This window comes from Clostridium sp. KNHs214 (assembly GCF_000744935.1).
GTDB lineage: Bacteria > Bacillota > Clostridia > Clostridiales > Clostridiaceae > Haloimpatiens.
The window spans coordinates 99,750-121,714 of sequence record NZ_JQMW01000009.1; the positions used below are offsets into that span (position 1 = coordinate 99,750).

The 21,965-nt window shown below is 26.7% G+C and carries 21 protein-coding genes; 19 read left to right on the top strand and 2 right to left on the bottom strand.

Annotated elements, in window-relative coordinates:
• Window positions 1–113: 113 nt before the first annotated feature.
• Window positions 114–533, top strand: a complete 420-nt coding sequence (locus CC89_RS03125; RefSeq protein WP_035288933.1) for an acyl-CoA thioesterase — start codon at window positions 114–116, stop codon at window positions 531–533.
• 51 nt (window positions 534–584) lie between these two features.
• On the opposite strand, the gene CC89_RS03130 is transcribed toward CC89_RS03125, so the two are convergent.
• A complete protein-coding gene (locus CC89_RS03130) occupies window positions 585–896 on the bottom strand; it encodes a nucleoside triphosphate pyrophosphohydrolase (protein ID WP_035288935.1) in 312 nt (103 codons plus the stop codon).
• Between the two features lie 343 nt (window positions 897–1,239).
• Here CC89_RS03130 and CC89_RS03135 point away from each other — a divergent pair, with 343 nt between their 5' ends.
• From CC89_RS03135 to CC89_RS03160, 6 genes are all read left to right on the top strand, one after another.
• Window positions 1,240–1,500: a hypothetical protein gene (locus CC89_RS03135; RefSeq protein WP_051931437.1), complete on the top strand. Its 261-nt coding sequence runs from the start codon at window positions 1,240–1,242 to the stop codon at window positions 1,498–1,500.
• A gap of 296 nt (window positions 1,501–1,796) precedes the next feature.
• Entirely contained in the window at window positions 1,797–4,040 is a 2,244-nt protein-coding gene (locus CC89_RS03140; RefSeq protein WP_035288938.1) for a DEAD/DEAH box helicase, read from the top strand.
• 274 nt (window positions 4,041–4,314) lie between these two features.
• On the top strand, window positions 4,315–4,950 hold the full coding sequence (locus CC89_RS03145; RefSeq protein WP_035288940.1) for a hypothetical protein: 636 nt from the start codon (window positions 4,315–4,317) through the stop codon (window positions 4,948–4,950).
• 86 nt (window positions 4,951–5,036) lie between these two features.
• Complete coding sequence (locus tag CC89_RS03150) at window positions 5,037–8,117, top strand: DUF8727 domain-containing protein (protein WP_035288942.1); 3,081 nt, start codon at window positions 5,037–5,039, stop codon at window positions 8,115–8,117.
• 14 nt (window positions 8,118–8,131) lie between these two features.
• A complete protein-coding gene (locus tag CC89_RS03155) occupies window positions 8,132–9,937 on the top strand; it encodes a DUF2357 domain-containing protein (RefSeq protein ID WP_035288945.1) in 1,806 nt (601 codons plus the stop codon).
• A gap of 358 nt (window positions 9,938–10,295) precedes the next feature.
• Window positions 10,296–12,725 carry an N-6 DNA methylase gene (locus tag CC89_RS03160; protein ID WP_051931439.1) on the top strand — a complete coding sequence of 810 codons (2,430 nt, stop codon included), beginning with the start codon at window positions 10,296–10,298 and terminating at the stop codon, window positions 12,723–12,725.
• Between the two features lie 305 nt (window positions 12,726–13,030).
• On the opposite strand, the gene CC89_RS03165 is transcribed toward CC89_RS03160, so the two are convergent.
• Window positions 13,031–13,642 (bottom strand): hypothetical protein, encoded by a 612-nt coding sequence (locus CC89_RS03165; RefSeq protein ID WP_035288948.1) that lies wholly within the window; start codon window positions 13,640–13,642, stop codon window positions 13,031–13,033.
• Window positions 13,643–13,806: 164 nt separating this feature from the next.
• Here CC89_RS03165 and CC89_RS03170 point away from each other — a divergent pair, with 164 nt between their 5' ends.
• The 12 genes from CC89_RS03170 to CC89_RS21400 all read left to right on the top strand — a co-directional run bounded on the left by CC89_RS03170 (window position 13,807) and on the right by CC89_RS21400 (window position 21,961).
• On the top strand, window positions 13,807–14,523 hold the full coding sequence (locus tag CC89_RS03170) for a TRM11 family SAM-dependent methyltransferase (RefSeq protein WP_035288950.1): 717 nt from the start codon (window positions 13,807–13,809) through the stop codon (window positions 14,521–14,523).
• Window positions 14,524–14,599: 76 nt separating this feature from the next.
• Entirely contained in the window at window positions 14,600–15,349 is a 750-nt protein-coding gene (locus CC89_RS03175; protein WP_035288952.1) for a DNA-methyltransferase, read from the top strand.
• Between the two features lie 12 nt (window positions 15,350–15,361).
• Window positions 15,362–16,285: a DNA adenine methylase gene (locus tag CC89_RS03180; RefSeq protein ID WP_035288955.1), complete on the top strand. Its 924-nt coding sequence runs from the start codon at window positions 15,362–15,364 to the stop codon at window positions 16,283–16,285.
• A gap of 200 nt (window positions 16,286–16,485) precedes the next feature.
• Window positions 16,486–17,388 (top strand): type II restriction endonuclease, encoded by a 903-nt coding sequence (locus CC89_RS03185; protein ID WP_035288957.1) that lies wholly within the window; start codon window positions 16,486–16,488, stop codon window positions 17,386–17,388.
• A 76-nt stretch (window positions 17,389–17,464) separates the two neighbouring features.
• A complete protein-coding gene (locus tag CC89_RS03190) occupies window positions 17,465–18,484 on the top strand; it encodes a restriction endonuclease (protein ID WP_035288959.1) in 1,020 nt (339 codons plus the stop codon).
• A gap of 230 nt (window positions 18,485–18,714) precedes the next feature.
• Window positions 18,715–19,164 carry a hypothetical protein gene (locus CC89_RS03195; RefSeq protein WP_035288961.1) on the top strand — a complete coding sequence of 150 codons (450 nt, stop codon included), beginning with the start codon at window positions 18,715–18,717 and terminating at the stop codon, window positions 19,162–19,164.
• Between the two features lie 146 nt (window positions 19,165–19,310).
• Window positions 19,311–19,460, top strand: coding sequence for a hypothetical protein (locus tag CC89_RS20335; RefSeq protein ID WP_185750662.1), 150 nt, complete (start codon window positions 19,311–19,313; stop codon window positions 19,458–19,460).
• A 66-nt stretch (window positions 19,461–19,526) separates the two neighbouring features.
• Complete coding sequence (locus CC89_RS20995) at window positions 19,527–19,652, top strand: hypothetical protein (RefSeq protein WP_286161291.1); 126 nt, start codon at window positions 19,527–19,529, stop codon at window positions 19,650–19,652.
• 91 nt (window positions 19,653–19,743) lie between these two features.
• Window positions 19,744–20,025, top strand: coding sequence for a hypothetical protein (locus tag CC89_RS03200; protein WP_035288962.1), 282 nt, complete (start codon window positions 19,744–19,746; stop codon window positions 20,023–20,025).
• A gap of 295 nt (window positions 20,026–20,320) precedes the next feature.
• On the top strand, window positions 20,321–20,902 hold the full coding sequence (locus CC89_RS03205) for a hypothetical protein (protein ID WP_035288964.1): 582 nt from the start codon (window positions 20,321–20,323) through the stop codon (window positions 20,900–20,902).
• 108 nt (window positions 20,903–21,010) lie between these two features.
• The gene (locus tag CC89_RS03210; protein WP_035288966.1) at window positions 21,011–21,358 is read left to right on the top strand and encodes a hypothetical protein; all 348 of its coding nucleotides are present in this window, start codon (window positions 21,011–21,013) and stop codon (window positions 21,356–21,358) included.
• A gap of 339 nt (window positions 21,359–21,697) precedes the next feature.
• Entirely contained in the window at window positions 21,698–21,961 is a 264-nt protein-coding gene (locus CC89_RS21400) for a DUF2651 family protein (protein WP_051931441.1), read from the top strand.
• Window positions 21,962–21,965: the final 4 nt, after the last annotated feature.

A 21,965-nucleotide genomic window follows, 5' to 3' on the forward strand; every position in this document is an offset into this window, starting at 1 on the left:
CGAGTTTCTAAGCTACTTTAAATAACAAAGAAAAAATTTATGGATAAGTATAATTAATACAAAATATGTGAAAATGGAATTTGCTAAATAAAAAGTGAAAGGTGAGAATGAATTTGTATATTAACGAAACTAATATAGAAGTACGATATGTGGAAACTGATAAAATGGGCATTGTTCATCATTCCAATTATTATGCGTGGTTTGAAGTTGGAAGAGGTGCCTTTATAAAAGGTGCAGATATGACTTACAGGGACATGGAAAACTATGGTGTTATGCTTCCTGTATTAGAAAGTGGCTGCAAATACATAGAGGGAGCAAAGTATGAGGATGAGCTAATAATACAAACCTGGATTGAAGAAATGAATGGAGCAAAATTAGTATTTAACTATAATGTTATAAGAAAAGAAGACAGTAAAATTATAGCAAAAGGGAGCACCAAACATGCCTTTGTAAACAGCGATTTTAGAATTATCAACATTAAAAAGAAAATGCCAGAGTTATGGAATAAATTAGAGAAACTTTATGTGAAGTAAAGAAAACAGGGGCAGTTAACAAGTTTTATGAAAAATTTGTTAACTGTCATTTTAATCGTAAACTTTTTCCAATATTATATTCTCATCGAAGCCACCGCGTTCACTTCTCTTATGGTAGCATTTATCCAAAAGATCCTTCTCAGAATAGCCTAAATTTTTACTAAGGGAAAATATAACTTCCATAATATCTGCCAGCTCTTCTAAGTTCTTATCAGTATGAAATTCTAAAACTTCCTCATCCAGCTTTTTTTCTAAAAGAGACAAAGCTTCCTTAGAATCTGCAATGTGAATATGGCATTTTCTACCGGAATTTTTGATTATTTCAGGTATTTTATCTCGTACAAGTTTGTTGTATTCTTTCATGAAAAAACCTCCTAATATTTATCTAGTATATATTTCGTGGTTACATATAATAATGAGCAGATATTCTAATAAATAAGAATTTAATGGTAGCTATACCCATAGATAATAATTTTTAAGATTAAGATGAATAAAAGATATAATCTCAAACTTAAAGTTTATATATATAATATTATAATATTATAATATTAATTTTTAAATAAGAAAATGTAATTAATGATTTTACTAGAACTTTCATGTGAAATCTATGGTTATAGTAAAAATACATTGAGAAAAACTTATAAAAAAGTTAGTATTATAGAAGAAAAACATTATGAAAAAATATTTAAAATGTATAATGATATAGTTGAAAATAACGAAAATAAAAATCACCGTTGATGGATATGAGGTAAAAGAAAAGCCATGTTGCTTTTTAGCTGAAAATGGTGCTTGTAAAATTGAAAAGTGTAAACCGGAAGAATGCAGAGAATATCCATTTACAAATAGTCTAGATAGATTGTTTAGCTTGCTTAGTATAGTTAGTTTTGCAAGTGTTTGCCCTGTAGTATTTGAAATGCTGGAAAGATTGAAGGGGATTTATGGGTTTAGGTGGAGAGGACGTTATTAGGTTAGATAGACATGGAATGAAAGTTTGAAATTAAATAATTATATACAAAATTCTATAATAAATTAGAAAACTATTAGTAATCTTAATGAAGCGTATTGGTAAATATATAATGATAGTACGTTTTTTTATAATTTTAGCAAATAGAAAGAAAACTGGGTAATATTGTGGTAGAATTTATTTGGAAGGGATCTCATTTGGAATACCCTTTAATTTGAAATTATTGATTACAATGTTCAATAGTTAATTATTAGTGAATGTATAAATATATATTAAAATTCTAAGGAGACATTTGATTTATGAACAAAGATAACATAAAGCTTAGAAGTATTGCCGAGGAGTTATTTGTAGATATATTTGGAGAAACCTTTGGGGAGGAGAATACAAAATATCTTTTTATTCAATATCCTGTGGTGGATATATACGGCAATCATAGATATATTGACTTTGCTTTAGAAAGTGAAGGAGAGAAAATTGCCATTGAAATAGATGGTGGAACTTATCACGATCCTTCAAAAATTTCTACAAATAAATATTATGATGATTTACTTAAACAAAATAGTTTAGTATATGGAAATTGGAAGGTATATAGATGGCCCTATAAAATTCTTTTGGAGCAAAGGGAAAGAGTTAAGGACGAGCTTTTAACTTTTCTAGGAGAGCTTCCAATGTTCATGGAAAATGAAGATTTTCTTCCAGAGCAAAAGGGAAGGACATTTATATTAAAGGATCATCAAAAGGAAGCTTTGGAGAGTCTTGAAGATATGAGAGAAAAGGGAGAAACCATAGCGCTTTTGTATCATGCTACAGGTACTGGGAAAACGATTACAGCAGTGTCGGATGCTAAAAAGGTTGGAAAAAAGACTTTATTTTTGGCGCATACTAAAGAACTTATCGGACAAGCTGAAAAAGCCTTTGGAGAGGTATGGGGAGAAGTGGCTTGTGGAACATTTACAGGAGATGTTAAGGAAAAAGATAAACAAGTGGTGTGTGCTACGGTGCAAAGTATAAATGGAAACTTAGAAGAATTTAACAGAGAAGATTTTGGATATATAATTGTGGATGAAGCCCATCATGGCAGTGCTGAGACTTACAGAAAAATTTTAAGATACTTTAAGCCGCAATTTATATTAGGACTTACAGCTACTCCTGAGAGAAGTGATGGAGAAGAAATATTAAGTATATTTAAAAATGTAGCTCATAGATTGGATTTAAAAAAGGCCGTAGAACTTGGCGAATTAGTACCTATAAGATGTATTAGGGTAAAAACTAATGTAGATATAAGGGATGTGAGAATTCATGGAATAAAATATAACACTCAGGACTTGGAAAGCAAGTTATTTATACCAGAGAGAAATAAACTTATTGTAGATACTTATTTAAAATTTGCAAAAGGAAAGCAGACAGTGGTTTTTTGCGCCAGTGTAGCCCATGCAGAAGAAATAGCAAACTTATTTAAAAAGTCAGGGGTAAGGGCAGAAGCGGTTTCTGGAAGATTAAATTCTAAAAAACGTGAAAGAATTTTAAAAAGCTATGAAAAGGGAGAAATAAATGTATTATGTGCCTGTGACTTATTAAATGAAGGATGGGATAGCCCTAAAACAGAAGTCCTATTCATGGCTAGACCTACCATGTCAAAAACCATATATATGCAGCAGCTAGGTAGAGGTACTAGAAAAAGTGAAGGCAAAGAATATTTGATGGTATTTGACTTTATTGACAATGCAGGTTTATTTAACATGCCTTATTCCTTACATAGAATGTTTAACATAGAAAAATATATCCCTGGTAGTTTAGTTCTGGCAAAGGACAAGAATAAAAGAATGGAAGAGCAGATGCTTTTAAGAGGCGAAAAACCAGAAGCAATACTAGATTTTCCAGTAGATGTTACAGATTACGAGTTAGTAGATTTATTTAATTGGCAAGAAAAAGTTAAGGGAATGATTTCACAGCTAGAATTTGTGAGAATGGTTGACGTACAAAGTGAAACTTTAAACAGATACATAAAAGAGGGAAAAATTCAGGCGGATTTAGAAGTACCTATGGGCAGCAAAACTGTAAGATATTTTAATGAGGATACAGTGAATAAATATGCCAAAGAATTTGGTTGGGACATAATAAATGCATCCAACATGAAAGAGAAGTTTATGGAAATGGTAAAAACCATGGACATGTCTTATTCTTACAAGCCAGTGCTACTAATGGCTATGCTAGAGAACGTTAATGAAAAGGGAAAGGTTCTTATAGATGATATAGTAGATTACTTTATAGATTTTTATGAAGATAGAAAAGCAAGACACCTAGTAGTTGAAAAGAAAAACAGCCTTTACTGCAGAGAAAAATACTCCAAAACAGAAGTTAAGAGAAATATATTTGCCAATCCTTTTAAACGCTTTGAGGACATGGGATTTATGAAGAAATCCAAAGATGCAGAATATGTGGAGTTTAATTATCATGTGTGGAAGAAGCTTTCGAGGGAGGAAAGGGTTTGGATTTGGAAATGGTGTGAGGAGAAGATTGGGGAGTATTATGGGAGAGTTTAGTGTTAGCCATAAGTTTTATTAAACACCAAATTATTGTTAAATACATTTGGAGTGATTGAACTTATGTATTAACTTTCTTATCAAGTTTGCTATAAATTGGATGTTAGTAATTACCTTAAGTTTTTTATGAATATTATAGAGTTGAAAATAATTTAGGAAAGGATGAAAGGAAAGCATTTTCTTGAACGAAATTCAAAGAAACTTTAAAAAAGAAATGAAATAGGGTCTTAAGAATGTTAAAAAGAGAGATAAAGAAAGTTATTATAAGTATCCTATGCAAAATCATTTAGATAATTCTGAACAAAGGCGTATCCGAGAAAATACTGAAAAAGTAAAAGGGTCTTTTGGAAGAATGTATAAAACATTTTTCAATACCATAATTGTTATAATTTTGATTGCTGGAATTGGAGCATATATCCAAGGAAAGTTTAAGAATGACAAAATACTTAATACGAAAAATTATATATTACCTAATATAAATAATAGTTTGACTGCAGATGTAAAGCAACAAAGAATAATAAAATATCTTAATACAATAAATCCATATCAAGACAATATAAATGTAGATGTAAATTTACGCAATGCAGATGCGAAATCTGTTGATAAAAAATTACTTACTTCAAAAGAGTATGTTGATAATTTAACAGTATATAAAAATAGAATAAATTCAAATTTAGTTAAAATGGAAAATGTTAATTGTCCAGAAGAATTAAATAAATATAAGGATATGCTCCTGGAGCAAAATTCAACAATGCGCTCAGCTATTGATTATGAAATTCAATATATTAATTCAAGAGATAAAGCCACTTTCAATAAAGTAGTTGAATGCTTTAAAAAGTGCAATGATATGAATAAAGAAATTTCTGATGAAATTAATGAGGTGTTGGATAGGCAGGTACTTAGATATTGAGGGTATGAAATAGAGTTGTGTAGAAGTAATATGAATAATTAGAAATTATTATTTAAAAATATAAATTTTGGAAGGGTAGAGTAAAAATGGATAAAGATATATTAGAATGGATAATAAACGAAATGGATGAAAATCAGTTACAAGATATATGTAAAACTATAAAAATAAAAATACCTGGATTTAGGAGTGTTAATAAGTATCCTAAAATGCTAATTATTCCTAACTTGTTAAAAAACAAGAATAAGCTGTTTGAGTATTTAAAGGGTTTAGCAGGTATTTCAGAGACAAAGAAACAACTTAAAGATAAAGATATAATAGAAATGGAATCACTTATTAATATTAATGATAAGGAAAAAACTATTGAGCAAATTATATATTTAGTAACACAGGATGTATTAGAATATACAAAACTTGCAAATAAAATTATTAACCAAATTAAGTATAAAAATAATACAGGAAATATGAGTACAATTAATACGGAAAATGAAAATATAGAAATTAAAAATTCAATAAAGAATGAGAAAGAAGAAGATAGTATGATGGATAATGAAAAAATGATTAATAAATATGTAGTTACAATAGAAGAAAAAAATGGTTTTTATAATATATATCCTTTAGAAAAAATTGAAAATGATAAATTAGTAAAAGTACAAAAAGAAGATTACCCTGATTATGGTAATATAAATGTAAACCCGTGGTATGAATTTTCAAAAAAAAATTACAATACTGAATCGCTGTTATGGATTTGTAAATTTGATCAAAAGCAATTAGATGAAAATATAATTAAAACAAAAGGTAAATTCGATGGAGATAATAAAATTAGAACAAAATTTAAAATTGATGGTGATGAATTAATAAAGCAGAATAATATATACAAGATAATTAATGAAGGAATATATGAAATTGTGGAATTGGTTGAAGATTACACAAATTTAGAAGAAGTTATTTATAAAGATGATAAAATTTATATTAAAAACAAACCTATTTATGAAAAATTTTACATAAAGGATAATAATTATATGTATGGGCCATTTAGGTACGAAGAAAACATTAAAGGTGGAGGTTATTACATAGACAGAAGTAGTAATAATTATACAATACAAAGATATTCTATAAAAGATAATAAGTCTTATATAAGTGTAAGTGAAGTAGAATTAACAAATGATTATATAAGTACTAATTTAGCATTAGTGTATTTCCATGATAAGGAGAAATTAATAAGTGAAACAATAGATATAATGAATAAGGAAGAGTTATTAAAAAAGCTTAAAGAAACAATAAATGCTAAAAACACAAATTATTCTAGACAGCAAATCCAAGAAATACGAAGTAACATTATAGCTATTGTAGATAATTCCTTATCTGAAGGTAGAATAAATCGCATAAAAAGTTTAATTGAAAATACAGAAATAACAGATAAATTTATAGAAAATGATTTAACTGAGATAATAGAATTATTACTTGAGAATAAAGAAAATCGAAATGTTATTGCTAATAAAATACTTGAAAAGCCAGAAAATTTGAGAAAGTTGCAGAATTATGAAATAGTTCAATCTAAGATAGAAAATAAAAAAGAAGAATTAAAGAAGTTGCAGCAAAAAATAAATGTTAGAAGACTAGAATTAGAACAAATAAATATTGAAAATAAAAATTTCACTAATAAAAATATTAATGAATTAATTGAGAAAAGTAATGAAGATGTAAAAGAAATGGAACGTAAAAGGGAAGAAATAACAGAAGATATTGAAAAATTAACAAGAAAATATAATTTATGCACTGATATTGAAAAACTTATAGAACAAAGAAAAAAATTTGAAGATGCAAAGGAAAAAGAAAAATCTAGTTACAATGCATTTCTTTTAGAAAATCAAAGAAGAAAAGAACAGGAAAAAGTAATTGAAAAAGAGATTAAAGAAAAATTAGAGAATACAACAAAACAATATACAAATATTGCTTTTGATGGAATGATTGCTAATGAAATGTTAGAATCAGCAGCTAAGTGGATTAAAGGCAAAGATATGAAAAACTTTGAAAAAGCAATAGGAGCAAAAGAAAACTTTCAAAAGGTTATGGAGGTTAAATCATTTAAAAAATATGATGTTATAGATTATATATATAACAAAATTAAACTAACTAGGAATTATAGTAGAAATGATGTAATTAATATTATGATATGTTTAAACCAGGGATTTTTAACTGTATTTGCGGGAGAACCAGGTGTAGGTAAAACTTCTGTATGTAATATTATTGCTAATGTATTAGGTCTATCTAATAAGAATAGTGATTATAATCGTTTTACTGAAATCTCTGTAGAAAAAGGATGGACATCTAAAAGGGATTTAATAGGATATTATAATCCATTAACTAAATCTTTTGATAAAAATAACAGTTCACTTTTTAAAGCGTTTAATATATTGGATAGAGAATATAAAAATGAAATTAAAGATTTTCCTTATTATATACTACTAGATGAGGCTAATTTAAGTTCTATGGAGCACTATTGGGCAGATTTTATGAATGTTTGTGATTTAGATAAAAAAAATAGAAGGATTAATTTGGGTGAAGATTATATTTATAGTATACCTGAAACGTTGAGATTTCTAGCAACAATAAATTATGATCATACAACAGAAACACTATCCCCTAGACTTATTGATAGGGCATGGATAATTTTACTGGAATCAAGTAATTTAGAAATAGATAATGATGATTTAAATCTATATTGTGAGCAGGAACAAAAATTGAATGATGGTATAGTTATGTTTGATGATTTAAAAAAATGTTTTTTAGATTATTCATGTGATAGTTGGGATGAAGGAGCTGCAAGTTCAATGTATGAAGAATTGAAAGAAATTTATATAATGTTTAGAAAAAATAACATATCAGTAAGTCCAAGAATTGACAATATGATTAAAAGATATTTAAAAGTAGGGTGTAATTTGCTTAGGGATACTAATAATGCATCACGTGAATTTGTAGCGTTAGATTATGTTGTTGCACAAAAATTATTACCTAAAATTAATGGTTACGGTGATAATTATGAAAAATTTTTGGAGAACTTGCAGGATAAATTTAACAAAAATAATATGATAAAATGTAAAAATATTGTAGAAAATATGATTGAAAAAGGTAAAAATAATATGCAGTATTATCAATTTTTTGCTTAAAGAAGGTTATGAATATGGAATGTAGATTAATATTACAATCTAAATTAACAAATGAAGTGGATATAACATTAACAGAAATAGTTGAAAATAATATATTTTTAGCTAATGAAAGTTGCGGGGTAGTCTATAGCAACCTAGAATATAGTGCTAAAATATATTTTGATAAAGATATTCAAAATATTAAATTTTATGTTAATGATACATTAAGAAAGAGTTATTACTGTGATGGAAAGATATATTTTAATGATGACAATTTTTTAGATAATAGGATATTTTTAAATTATTTTGGATATGTAAGTATAAAAGTTTTTATTGAAGGTAATGATGGTAATTATGAGTTTTATTCTGATTACTTAGACGTAGCAGTAAGAGATAACGTATCAAGTAATAATATAAGAAAAATGATAGATTATATAGCTGAAAATTCACAAAAATATTTATTTCAAAAGGATGATAAAGTAAAGGATTTTGCAGATGTTATAAAAAGTAAAAATAAAAATATTGTTACTGAAATTTCTATACTTGAAAATATAATATTTGAATATGAAAAAAATTTTAAGTATTATAAAACAAGTGCAAAATATAAAATAAAAAGTAACTATATAGTTGATGATTTCGAAAAGGTAAAGGAAATAAATAATGAAACAATTCAATATATTATATCTAATCCACAGCAGTTAATAACGGTAAACTATAATACTGGAATTAGATATCATAAATTAAATTTACAGCCTAAAAAGACATTAATAAATAAAAATGAACTATGTTATGATATATATGAAAATAAGATAATTGTTGGATTTTTAAAGTATATTTATAATTCGCTGATAGATAAGATAGCATATGTAGAAAGTCAAAATAATAAACAACAGAAATATTATATTAATGTCGGATATGTATCATTGTCGAATGAAATATATACAAAGTTAAATGATACCTTAAATAAATATAGAAAAAAAATATATGATATTAAGAATAAAGTTCAACAGCTTTATTTTATGTATAAGCAGACATTAAAATGTGAAGAAATAACCATAAGTGGTATTCCTAACCCTACAGCTATCTTTATGGAAATACAGCATTATAGAAAAATATATAAGGTAATAAGAGATTGGTTTGAAGGTGGTAATTATAATTTTGAGAGGGAAAAAATGATATTAACATTTTCAGAAGCAAGCCAGATTTATGAATATTACGTACTTTTTAATCTTAATAATTATATTATTGAAAATGGATATTATTTAAAAAAGCCAAAAAAATTTTTATATACTCTTAAGAAAAGTGCTAAATATGTAAATACAAGATTTGAAAACACGTTTGTATTTGAAAAAAGTGGTACAAATATAACGGTATATTACCAACCTGTTATTTATCTTGATCAAGTATTTAATGATATAGGGTTATTTAGAAACAACGATATATCATTAAATGGTGAAAAGGCTCAATATTATACTCCAGACTATGTTATAAAAATAAATAAAGAAGGATTATCAGAATTTATAATTTTAGATGCAAAATGGTCTACTAATAAATCTGTTATTAATTATAGATTCAAAGAAATAGTATATAAATATATTTTTTCTATTAGCACAGTCCATAATAATGATAAAATAAGCAAGGTTTGGGTTATAAATGGTCAAGAAATAGAAGACCAAAAGGAGAATATTTATAATTTTTATAATAGTAAATTTAAAAGCAGAAATGATGAGTTACAACCTTCAGCAAAAATTATAACTTTAAATCCTAATGTAGATGTAATTATGCAAAAAAATTTTTTGAATCAATTATTTTCTAGTAACTGGACTAGGAAGAATATATAAAATAATTGCTAGTAACAAAAATATTTTTATAATTTGAAAGTAGATTTAATGATATATGTAATAATAAAAATATATATAAGTTATTAAAATATAATTTTAATTAAAGTATGTATAATGGTTCAATGAAGTGAAAATTAGTTATAGTATATAGAGCTTCATTTTGGTAACTTAAAATAACAAAGTAAAGATTATTAAAATAGAATATAAAATTTATAGAAAAGAAACAGTGGTTTTATCTTGAACCACTGTTTCTTTTCTATAAATTTTAAATGCATATTGTTGTTATTTTTAAATATGTATGTATAGATAAGGGGTATTTCTTAGTTTTAAGAGCAATTAATAAAGGAGATATAGTTAAGTGGTAAGGGAATCAGAATTTAGATCTTATGCATACATAAAAAACACTTTAAAGAAGTTAGGATGGAATACGAAAAATCCCCAAAGAGATTTAAATGGGCAATTATATACTCAAGGTGAATGTTTATCAAATTTATATATAAAATCTCAATTGATAAATTTAAAGCCAGAGTTTATTGTTAAAATAAGTGAAGAGATATATTGGATAATTGAGGCTAAAGGAAAAAACGCAGAATTAAATAAAGCAGTTAGTGAGGCAAAAGAGTATGGAAATTTAATCAATAAACATAAAAAAATAAAAGCAAAAATTGTTACTGGTGTTGCAGGAAATGATACTGATGGGTATGATGTTGAAAATTATTATTTAGAAGAAAATAATGAATATAAAATAATTAAACATAATGGTATAGAAATAACTTCCTTATTGGCAGTTAATCAAGTTGAAATGTTAATAAAAAATAATAGTAGCAATTTAATGGATTTAAAAGTAGATGAGGAGCACATGCTTCATATAGCTGAAAATATTAATGAGGTTCTTCATTTAGCTTCCATAAATAAAGATGATCGTGCTGCGGTCATTGCTTCTTTATTGTTAGCTCAAATTGATTCAAAACTCAATCTTAATGAATCACCATCTATAATTGTAAGGGATATAAATAATAGAGCTGAAGATGTTCTTATACGACATAATAAAAGAGAATTTTATGATTATATTGAAATTAAACTTCCTAATAATATACAAGCTCAGAAGAAATATAAAAAAGCATTAATGAAGACAATGAGTTTATTAAATGAAATTAATATAAAGGCTGCTATGAATTCAGGAACGGATATACTGGGTAAGTTTTATGAAGTATTTTTAAAGTATGGTAATGGAGCAAAAGATATTGGAATAGTATTAACTCCTAGGCAAATTACAAAATTTGCTTGTGAAGTATTAGATATAAATGAGAATGATATAGTATACGATCCAACATGTGGTACAGGAGGCTTTTTAGTATCTGCATATGATTATGTTAGAAAAAATTGTTCTATAGAAAAGTTAGATGATTTTAAAAAACATAAAATTTTTGGAATTGAACAACAACCTAAAATTGCTTCGCTTGCTATTGTAAATATGATATTTAGAGGAGATGGAAAAAATAACATTATTAATGATGATTGTTTAAAAAAACATATTACAAGAAAAAAGATAAATGAATCATTTTCAGCAGAATACTTAACTAGTAATACTAGTGACGAAGAAAGAATTTATAATAAATTTAGGCCTATTACTAAAGTATTAATGAACCCGCCTTTTTCTTTAAAACCTAAAGATGAAAAAGAATATAAATTTATTGAGCATGCGTTAGATCAAATGCAAGATGGAGGAATATTGTTTAGTGTATTACCATATTCGGTATTAGTTAAGCAAGAAGATAGTCTTAGATTTCGAAAAAAATTATTGAGAGATAATACCCTGTTAAGTGTTATTACATTTCCAAAAGATTTATTTTATCCTGTAGGTGTTCAATCAGTAGGAATAATAATAAAAAAAGGTATTTCACATCCATGGAAGCAGAATGTTTTATGGATAAGGGCATTGAAAGATGGGTATATAAAAGTAAAAGGAAAGAGGCTATTTTGTGAGAATGAACAAAATCATATAGAAAAAATAAAAAACCTTGTAAGACAGTTTATTAAGGAACCTAGTATGAGGATTAAAGAAATAGACAAATTTCAGATAGCGTCTGTAATTGATATTAAAGATGATAGTTTAGAATTGGTACCAGAAGTATATTTAACAGAAAATAAAAATTTGCCTTTTTCAGAAATAATAAATGGAATTGATGAAGTTATTACTAGATTTATAGCTTTTTCTATACTTAATAAAATGATTTCATTAGATGAATTAAGTTATATGGGCATAAAAAGTAAAAAAATAGAACATAATTCACCATTAAATTTAATGGAAGTATCAATACTAGATATATTAGGCAAACCTAATAAAGGACCATATCATGTACATGGACAATTATTAGAAGGTGATATTCCATTGATTTCTACTACAACACAAAATAATGGAATTGTTGGATTATATGAAATACCAGACAGAAATATATTCAAAAATGCTATAACCATAGCATGTGATGGAACACCACTTACAACTTTTTATCATCCATATAAATTTACTGCTAAAGATAATGTTCTAGTATTTAATCTTTCAAATAAAATTAAATTAGCTACAGTATTTTATATTATAATGGAAATTAATAGAGTTAAATGGAGATTTTCATATGGAAGGAAATGTTATTTAAATAAGGTAGATAAGATAAAAATATTGTTACCATGTAAGAATAATAAAGAAATTGATGATGAATATATAGAAAGATTAATGAAGTCATTTTCGGGGTGGAAATTGGTGAAAAAAATTATAAGTAAGTATAATTAAATTAACAAATTACCTGAAAAAGAGATGTTGAAAAATACAAAATATTTCTTAAATTAAAGAAGAAATCCATTTTGTTAATTATTTTGACTACAATGTCGTAAGGCTTGCCACATTTAAGTATATAAGTTTGGTATAACACAAAGGCAGTATTGAATATTTAATTTCACAAAAATGTAAAGATTTAGATAGAAAAATCGCATAAAAAATTCAACTTTTGTATATAGAATATTGATATAGGACTAGGTATAGATAAAAAAGTAAACTATCTAAACTTTACTAAGTATGGATAGTTTACTTTTAAATATTTATAAATACCAAAGGGGAGAAATGTTTGATTCATATTTAGATGAGTTTTTATTTTCCTTATTAGTATATTTAGCTAATGGGGGTTGTCTATTACATACACTCATACAAAGATTATCAATTTCTTTTGGATTGTCAATAAATTCTCGAATCCACCCTTGTAGAAATAGTGTTGGAGGATCATACTTACTTTCACGATTAGAAGTATAAGAATAAGCTTGCTCTATAATAAATAATTGAGCTAATATTGCAGTAATATTAAGAGAATTTAAAAAATGCTCAAAATTTTCGTTTTTTAATATTTGAATCTCTTTTATTGGGTCATTTCCATAAAATATATTATCAAATGCCAGCAAAAGTGGCTTTTTTAATTCAGGTCTACATCTAACTCTTAAGTTTAAATCAATTAAAACCCTAAGATGGTTAGGGCGGAATTCTCTTTTATTCTCAGAAAACCAAATTTGAAAATTCCTATTTGAATCATAGTTATTAAATCGTTTTGGTAGTTTAGATGGTCTATAAATGTAAATTTCAGAAATATTTTCTTTATAGATTAATTTTTTAGTATCAAATTGTAGTTCTTTTACAATATTTAAGAGTTCATCATATTTCATTAAAAATACCTCCTTGATTTAGATAGTAGTTGTTATTGTAATGATTAAAAGTTTTATTTAAATATAAAATTCTATAGTAAGTAGTTAAATCCTCTTACTTCGATATTGATTAATAAATAATTTTCTGGGGAAAATTCATAATAAATACATTTAGGGGTGAGCTTATGGAGAAGAATTTTAAATTGGAGACGGATACCATATGGAATTTTGAAGAAAGAGGTAATTGGTGTACTCATAGGGGGGATTATCCAGGAAACTGGAGTCCATATGTACCTAAAAATATAATATTAAGATATTCTAAAGAAGGGGAGTTTGTTTTAGACCAATTTGTAGGTAGTGGGACGACTTTAATAGAAGCATGTTTATTAAATAGAAAGATTATTGGTTGTGATATTAATGATAGAGCTTTAAATATTTGCAGTGATAGGATTAAAAATCTTAGTAAAAAGGATAATGTATTTTTAAAGAAAAGAGATGCTAGAAATTTGTATGATATAAAAGATGAATCCATAGATTTAATATGTACTCATCCACCATATGCTAACATCATTAAATATAGTAAAAATATAGATGGAGATATATCACTACTTGATATAGAAGAATTTTATGAAGCTATGAAAGATGTGGCTAAAGAATGTTATAGGGTATTAAAAAAAGAAAAGTATTGTTCTATACTTATGGGGGACACTAGAAAAAGAGGATTTATTATTCCTTTAGCATTTAACGTATTGAATATATTCATGAATTCCGGATTTAAATTAAAAGAAATAATAATAAAACAGCAACATAATTGTAAGTCCACTGAATACTGGAGAGATATAAGTATAAAAAGAAATTTTTATTTGATTGCTCATGAGTATTTGTTTGTTTTTAAAAAGTAACTTTTGAATTTTAAATACTAGTAATGTATAATTTATTAGTATGGTATATTAAATTTAAAAGGGAAAAGTGATAAAAATGATTTATTACAAAGGAAATAATTATAAGCTTTATATGGGAGATTGTTTAAAAGAGTTAAAAAGAATAGAAACAAAATCTGTGGATATGATTTTTGCAGATCCGCCATATCGGCTTAGTAACGATGGAATAACTTGTAAATCAGGAAAAATGTCAAGTGTTAATAAAGGTGATTGGGATAAGTCTAGAGGTATAAAAGAGGATTACAATTTTAATAAAAGATGGATTAGAGCGTGTAATAGAGTTTTAAAAGACGATGGGACTATGTGGATTTCTGGTACATATCATGTAATTCATTCTATTGCATTTATATTACTTGAAATGGGTGATTATATTATTAATGAAATAGCTTGGGTTAAACCTAATGCTGCTCCTAATATGGGGTGCAGGTGTTTTACAGCTAGTCAAGAAACACTATTATGGGTAAAGAAAGATAAAAAGGCTAAACATGTATTTAATTATAGTTTTATGAAGGAATTAAATGGTGGAAAGCAGATGAGAAGTGTATGGACAATTCCTACTACACCTAAGAGAGAAAAGGTGTATGGATATCATCCTACTCAAAAACCAAAGGAATTATTGTATAGATGTATAATGGCAAGTACTGGTAAGGGACAATTAATATTAGATCCATTTTGCGGCTCAGGAACTACAGGGGTTGTTGCAGTAGAAAATGAAAGAAAATTTATAGGAATAGATAATTTAGAAGAATATGTAGAACTTACAAACAAAAGAATAGAAGCAATTTAGGGAGGAATTTAATTGACATATAGTAATGCAAAGCCATTTTTAAAATGGGCAGGAGGAAAAACACAGTTACTTGAGCAATTTCAAAATTATTATCCTGAAACGTTAAAGGCAGGAATGATAAAGAGATACATAGAACCTTTTTTAGGTGGAGGAGCAGTTTTTTTTGATCTTATTTCAAAATATGAATTTGAAGAAGTAATTTTAAATGATATTAATGAAGAGGTAATTTTAACTTATAATGTTATAAAACAAAAAGTGTATGAACTTATACAATTTTTATCCGAGCTAGAAAAACAGTATTTACAAGTGGATACTGAAGAACAAGAAAAAATATTTTATGAGCAAAGAGAAAAATTTAATCAAGAAAAGAGTACCACAGATTATTTAAATTATTCAGATGATTGGATTTCTCATGCTGGTAGAATGATTTTTTTAAACAAAACTTGTTTTAATGGATTGTATAGACAAAATAGAAAAGGAAAGTATAATGTACCTTTTGGTAAAAGAAAAAAAGTAACCATATGCGATGAAAGCAATTTAATGGAAGTAAATAGAGCACTACAAGGAGTAAAATTAAAAATAGGAGATTTTCAAGAATTATCGGATTATGTGGATGAAAATACATTTATTTATATAGATCCGCCATATAGACCACTAAATGCTACTTCAAGTTTTAATGATTATTCAAAAGAACCTTTTAATGATGATAGCCAAATAAGATTAGCAGATTGGACAAAATTGCTAGATTCTAAAAAAGCCTTTTTTATGCTAAGTAACTCGGATCCAACAAATACAGATCCTGAGGATAAATTTTTTGAGAACTTATATAAGAATTTTACTATCAATAAAGTAAAGGCAAGTAGAGCAATAAATAGTAAAGGTAGCGGTAGGGGTAAGGTAAATGAACTATTAATATTAAATTATAAAAGTGAGTAGTATATGAACAAAGAGTTTTAAATAATTACTCTTTAAAAATGCTAATATTTAAGCACCTTAAGGGTGCTTATTTTTGATTTTGTATAGGAGTTTGCGATATAATAAAAGGTAGTTGTTAGTAAAAATGATATTAAATATATTTTATAAAAATAAAAAAATGTATACTATAAATTATAGGGAATAGGGGGAGAAAAATAAGTATGAGTATAAATTATGAAAAAAATGTGGAAACGTTCAAATATCTTTTAGATACATTAAAAGATTCTATTAAAGGTTGGGACTATTTTGTTAACTGGGATAAGGTAAATAATAATGTAAGGGATATTGAGATACAGTTAAATATCCTTAATTATTTGATTGGAAAAGAGAATATTTATGATGAAGCAAAATATTTGATTAAAAAACATCCAGAAGTTATTAAAGTAATTCCTGTGCTTATAGCATGTAGAGAAAAAAAGTTTGAAATTGTAACTTTTGATGCTAAAGGTGCTTCTGAAAGAAAAGGATATGCATTTAATAAATATAAATCATTAGATGATAGTAGAATTGATGATATTGTTGAGTTTATGGATAAAGCTAAGATACTAGATTTGTTTGCAAATAAATCAATTAAGAATATAGTTGATTATGTATTTGGCATTGAAGTAGGGCTAGATAGCAATGGGAGGAAGAATCGCTCAGGACATGCCATGGAGGATATTGTGGAGAAATTTATTTTGAAGGTTTGTGAGGAAAAGGGGTTTTGTTATTTAAAAGAAGCTACTCCAAGCCATATAAAAAGTGAGTGGGGTTATAAAGTAACTGTAGATAAAACAGCAAGAAGGTTTGATTTTGCCATAAATACAGGGTGTAAGCTTTATCTAGTAGAAACTAATTATTATGGTGGTGGTGGTTCTAAGCTTAAGGCTACTGCTGGGGAATACAAAACACTTCAAGATATAACTACACAGGATGGGCATGAATTAATTTGGATAACTGATGGAAAAGGGTGGCTATCAGCTAATAGGCCATTGGAGGAAGCATTTTATCATAATAAGTATATAATTAATTTGACAATGTTACAAAATGGGTTATTGGATGATATATTAGAGGAAGCTGACTAATCTTAATTTATGAGAGTATGTGTTGCTTAGAATATTATGTAATATGTAAAAGCTAGAGGGAAGAGGAGGGTTTTATATGAGCATTTGGCTTTTTAGAGCAGGTAAAAACGGAGAGTATGAAAATAAATTTCTAAATGATAATAGAGTATACCTTACATGGGATGATTTAAGAATTAATTTAAATACAATACGTTCAAAAGAGGAATTATATAAAATTTTATTAGAGAATTATGATTTAGAAAAGGAAAAGACAGCTATTAATTGGGCATCACAAATTTGGCCAATTGCTCACACTATGAAAAAAGGTGATTGGGTTGTTTTGCCAAGTAAAATCAATAGGACAATTCATTTTGGAGAAATATTAGGTGATTATGAATATGATGAATCATTAGGTAGTCCATATTATCATTATAGAAAAGTAAAATGGTTTGCTCTAGATATACCAAGGGATAGATTTGATAAAGACATTTTATATTCTCTTGGTGCATTTATGACTGTTTGTAGGATACATAGAAATAATGCAGAAGAAAGAATTAAAGAAATGCAGAAAAATAATTGGAGTACTAAAGCTAGTATTACTATGAATATCATGGATGATAATGATGAAAATACAACAATTGATTTAGAAGAGTTTATTTTTGATAGAATCTCAGGAAGAATTATTCAAAAATTTAAGGGGCATAGAATGGAAGAGTTAATTAATGAAATTCTTAAAGCAAAAGGATTTACAACTTATAGAAGTCCAGAAGGTGCAGATAATGGAGTGGATTTACTAGCAGCTTCAGATACTTTAGGATTTGGCTCTCCTAAAATTTGTGTTCAAGTAAAAACACAAGATAATCCAGTAGATAGACCAACATTAGATCAATTAGTAGGTACCATGAGTAATTTTAATGCAGACTATGGATTGCTTGTTTCATGGAATGGCTTTAAATCTTCTGTTACAAGAGAAATCCCAAAACAATTTTTTAAGGTTCGTTTGTGGGATTCAAAGAAAATAATTGAAGAAATATTTCAAAATTATGATAAATTAAGTGATGATATAAAAACAGAAATACCATTAAAAAGAGTATGGATGTTAAATGTAGAGGAATAACAATTGGAATAGGGATAACATACCATCAGCAAAGCTAGACAGTTTATTTGCTAAGTGTTAGCAAACAAAAAAAGTCTTCCGCTCCGCTATATCCTTTTTTTGTCAGAACCCCTGGGAGTAATTTTTACCATTAATTCAATAAAAAAACAAAAATACGCAGATGAAGTAAACTATGTACCGACCCCAAAAGGTTAGACCTAAAAATCCAATAATTGGAGGTCGGTTTTCTATTGGCGAAACATAGTTTTGAATTTAAGAAAAAAATAGTACAAAAATATCTTAATGGTGAAGGCGGGTATAAATTCTTATACCAATCAATACGGAGTTTAGAAGAGGAAAATAAGCTGGATTATGCAAGTATATTAGGCAAAGGGGAATATATTTCAGGGTTAGGAATAAAAAAATCATTATTTAGTCTAGGAAATAAGATAGATATTTTCTCAAACAGAAAAGGATGTTCAAGAAGGTTCTTATTAGACGTTAATTCAGTAAGTGATGAGTTGATATCTCAAAGTGAAAGTATAGATTATAACCCGAATGCAACTGAAGGAACTAATATATTTATAAGTGATTTAGAGAATAATATAAATAAACAAATAATCAATAGTTCTTGTATAGATAATATTTTAGCCGAATTAGGTAGAAGGTGTAGTAAATTTATAAAAAAAGAGAACTTGTAGTTTTTGTAAACAGAAGAAGAGTAATAGCAGAGGATATTGGTGCAAAAAAAATAGACTCCTGTGAAATATTAGGTGATTATAAAGTAGATTTATATAAAGGTGGTAACGGTGATATTTCAGGAATAGATCTTTTTATAAATGATTATATGATATATAACAGGGAAAAAAGGAAAAAAGAAATCCAATGGAACTTGCTAAATGAAGCTAAGCATACTTATACAAATTGCATAGTAGAGATTCAGTATTATGGAGATGAATCAAATTTTATAAAAGATAAGGAATTACTATTTTCATAGGTAATAAAGTTTATTAAAAAAAATAAAGTATATTTTGAAAGTAAAACAATTACAGTTCAATATGAAATGCCCATACAAAAAGTTGAGGAGTTAAAAGCATATTATGATGAACGTACAGCTAAAGCTATAGGTATTATAGCATTCAATAGATTATATGAAGATTTTTTATATAATAATATGAAAAACAATTAATTATGCACTATACATTTTTAAATAATTATAATACTATTTTTATGGAGTTTATATATAAATAAAGCTATTTGTTATAAAAGTGGAGGCATATATGAAAGCAAAAGATCTAATACCTTGGTGTTTAACAGATAAGTATAGTTTATTAAAAGTAATAAGTGATGAAAATTTTATTCATCAAAGTTGGCTGCTGGAAACAGGAGAGGTTTTAACCTATGAAAACATACCAATAAATTATCCAGCAGGTGGAATTGTAGTTTTTGATGGTATAGAGGAATATGTAGAAGCTATTAAAGATGTAGATTGGATTAATGATAAGAATAGTGTTCAATGTGTTGGAGTTGAACTAGAAGATATGGGTTTTCCTTTTTTATAAGAAGAAAAGCAAAGGGTATAGATGTAGTAGGTAGAAAATTTTTTTACACTTAAGGAGTCGTAACTTAAACCTATAATATATGTTTGCTAATTTTCATTATGTATATAAGTTTAAAGATGATAGCATCTTGTTTTACCACAGGTGCTATTTTTATGTATAAAATAATGGAAAATCATTGTATAAAAAGTAACTAAATTTAGGAGAAATACAATGATAAAAATATTAGCTATAAAATTTAAAATATACAAATTTGTGATATAATGGTAGTTAAGAGCAATATAGGGGAGTTGGTTATATGCAAAAAAAGAAGACTATTTTTCTATTAATTGTCTGTTTAATAATTTCAACTTTGTTTTATGGCTGTGAGAAAAAACAATCTAATGAGAAAAATAAATTTGCCATATACTTTGTAAAGGCAGAGGCTAAAGAGAAAGCACTAAGCTATGGAAGAGATGAAAATGGTGAATATGTGAAGCCTGAATCTGATATTAAATCTTTGCCTATAGAAAAATCACCTATATTAACTGAAAAAGATATAAAAAAGTTTAACTGGAATACGCAAGAAATTGAAGTTACAGATGAATATTTAAAGAATCATGAAGCTAAGGTTCAGGGAGAAAATGTATCTAAAGTGGGTAGTAAGTTGCTTGGAGCTAAAGAACTTGATGCAGTTATAATAGTAGTAAATGGTGAAAGAATTTACTGCGCTGGTTTTCCCATTGATGAGCGTAAATCCTGTTTTCCACCAGAATATATGATTTCTGATGCCTCTAAAAATACCATAAGTATTAAAAAGAATGGTAATAAGGGTAAAGATTTAAGAAAAGATGAAAGAATATATAACGCTTTAAAGAATGTGAATATATTAGTTGAATAGATTAGTAGACATATAGGAATTATATAAACAGGAAAAAATGTTAATACTCCCTTATTGTATTTTTAATGGTGTAATTTGTATATAATTACTAAAAAGGTGGTTTTTATTATGAAAAAATGGAGTTTAGTATCTTGTTTTTTAATTGTTTTTAGTATCCTAGCGTTAGGATGTACAAAAGATAATAAGGCAAACTTAGATACTAAAGATATAAAATATCAGGTACTAACATTAAACGTTAGTTCAGCTTCTGATGATAGTATTATCGCGACTGAAGGAAATGGCAACAAGTATCAAATCTCAAATTCTCAATTAGATATAACAGATGACAAAGGTAATCATTTATCATGGAAAGAACTAAAAGATGCAAAAGTTATTGAGGTACATTATTCAGGTAAAATAAAGGAAGTATCACCTGCTGTATTCGAAAAAATAACTAAGGTAGTAATTATATCCTAACATTATGTTAAATCAATAAGTGCAAAAATAAACCACAATTATAAAATACAGGGGACACCAAGACTAATTAATATGTATAATACCGACAAAACATGTAATATGTGTTATACATATTATATGTTTTGTGAAAATAATGCACGAAGAGCAATCTCTTGTGACTACATTTCATAGGCACTAATGGGTTGTATTAAAATATATTTATAGATGGAACTAAAATTGAAGCAAATACAAATAGGTATACTTTTGTATGGAAAAAGGCGTATAAAAAATGAATGATCACCATATACTTCAAATATATGGTAATGTATTATTGTAAAAAAATGATTGGAGTGAAAATAATTGAAATATATATATGACCAATTTTTTAATTCTATACTGATAGTTTTAGTAACATTACCTGTTATAACATTGATTATATCTGCCATATTATCTTTATTTATAAAAAAGCGAATGTTTATTTTAAGTTTTATTTTTATAGTATATATTATTTTAACTTTTACTATATTTAATTCTTCTTTTTTAGTTTGGATTCCTGTATATATAATAATTGCTTATATAGGAACATTATTTGGCGATTCAATACGTTTTTTCAAAAATAAATAAAAAA

Bases quoted from the DNA above. Each gene is read 5' to 3' on its own strand.
- CC89_RS03200 (WP_035288962.1), top strand. From the start codon at position 19,744: ATGAAAGCAAAAGATCTAATACCTTGGTGTTTAACAGATAAGTATAGT.
- CC89_RS03130 (WP_035288935.1), bottom strand. From the start codon at position 896: ATGAAAGAATACAACAAACTTGTACGAGATAAAATACCTGAAATAATC.
- CC89_RS03145 (WP_035288940.1), top strand. From the start codon at position 4,315: ATGCAAAATCATTTAGATAATTCTGAACAAAGGCGTATCCGAGAAAAT.
- CC89_RS03210 (WP_035288966.1), top strand. From the start codon at position 21,011: ATGAAAAAATGGAGTTTAGTATCTTGTTTTTTAATTGTTTTTAGTATC.
- CC89_RS03190 (WP_035288959.1), top strand. From the start codon at position 17,465: ATGAGCATTTGGCTTTTTAGAGCAGGTAAAAACGGAGAGTATGAAAAT.
- CC89_RS20995 (WP_286161291.1), top strand. From the start codon at position 19,527: ATGCCCATACAAAAAGTTGAGGAGTTAAAAGCATATTATGATGAACGT.
- CC89_RS20335 (WP_185750662.1), top strand. From the start codon at position 19,311: ATGATATATAACAGGGAAAAAAGGAAAAAAGAAATCCAATGGAACTTG.
- CC89_RS03175 (WP_035288952.1), top strand. From the start codon at position 14,600: ATGATTTATTACAAAGGAAATAATTATAAGCTTTATATGGGAGATTGT.
- CC89_RS03170 (WP_035288950.1), top strand. From the start codon at position 13,807: ATGGAGAAGAATTTTAAATTGGAGACGGATACCATATGGAATTTTGAA.
- CC89_RS03150 (WP_035288942.1), top strand. From the start codon at position 5,037: ATGGATAAAGATATATTAGAATGGATAATAAACGAAATGGATGAAAAT.
- CC89_RS03205 (WP_035288964.1), top strand. From the start codon at position 20,321: ATGCAAAAAAAGAAGACTATTTTTCTATTAATTGTCTGTTTAATAATT.
- CC89_RS03155 (WP_035288945.1), top strand. From the start codon at position 8,132: ATGGAATGTAGATTAATATTACAATCTAAATTAACAAATGAAGTGGAT.
- CC89_RS03140 (WP_035288938.1), top strand. From the start codon at position 1,797: ATGAACAAAGATAACATAAAGCTTAGAAGTATTGCCGAGGAGTTATTT.
- CC89_RS03185 (WP_035288957.1), top strand. From the start codon at position 16,486: ATGAGTATAAATTATGAAAAAAATGTGGAAACGTTCAAATATCTTTTA.
- CC89_RS03165 (WP_035288948.1), bottom strand. From the start codon at position 13,642: ATGAAATATGATGAACTCTTAAATATTGTAAAAGAACTACAATTTGAT.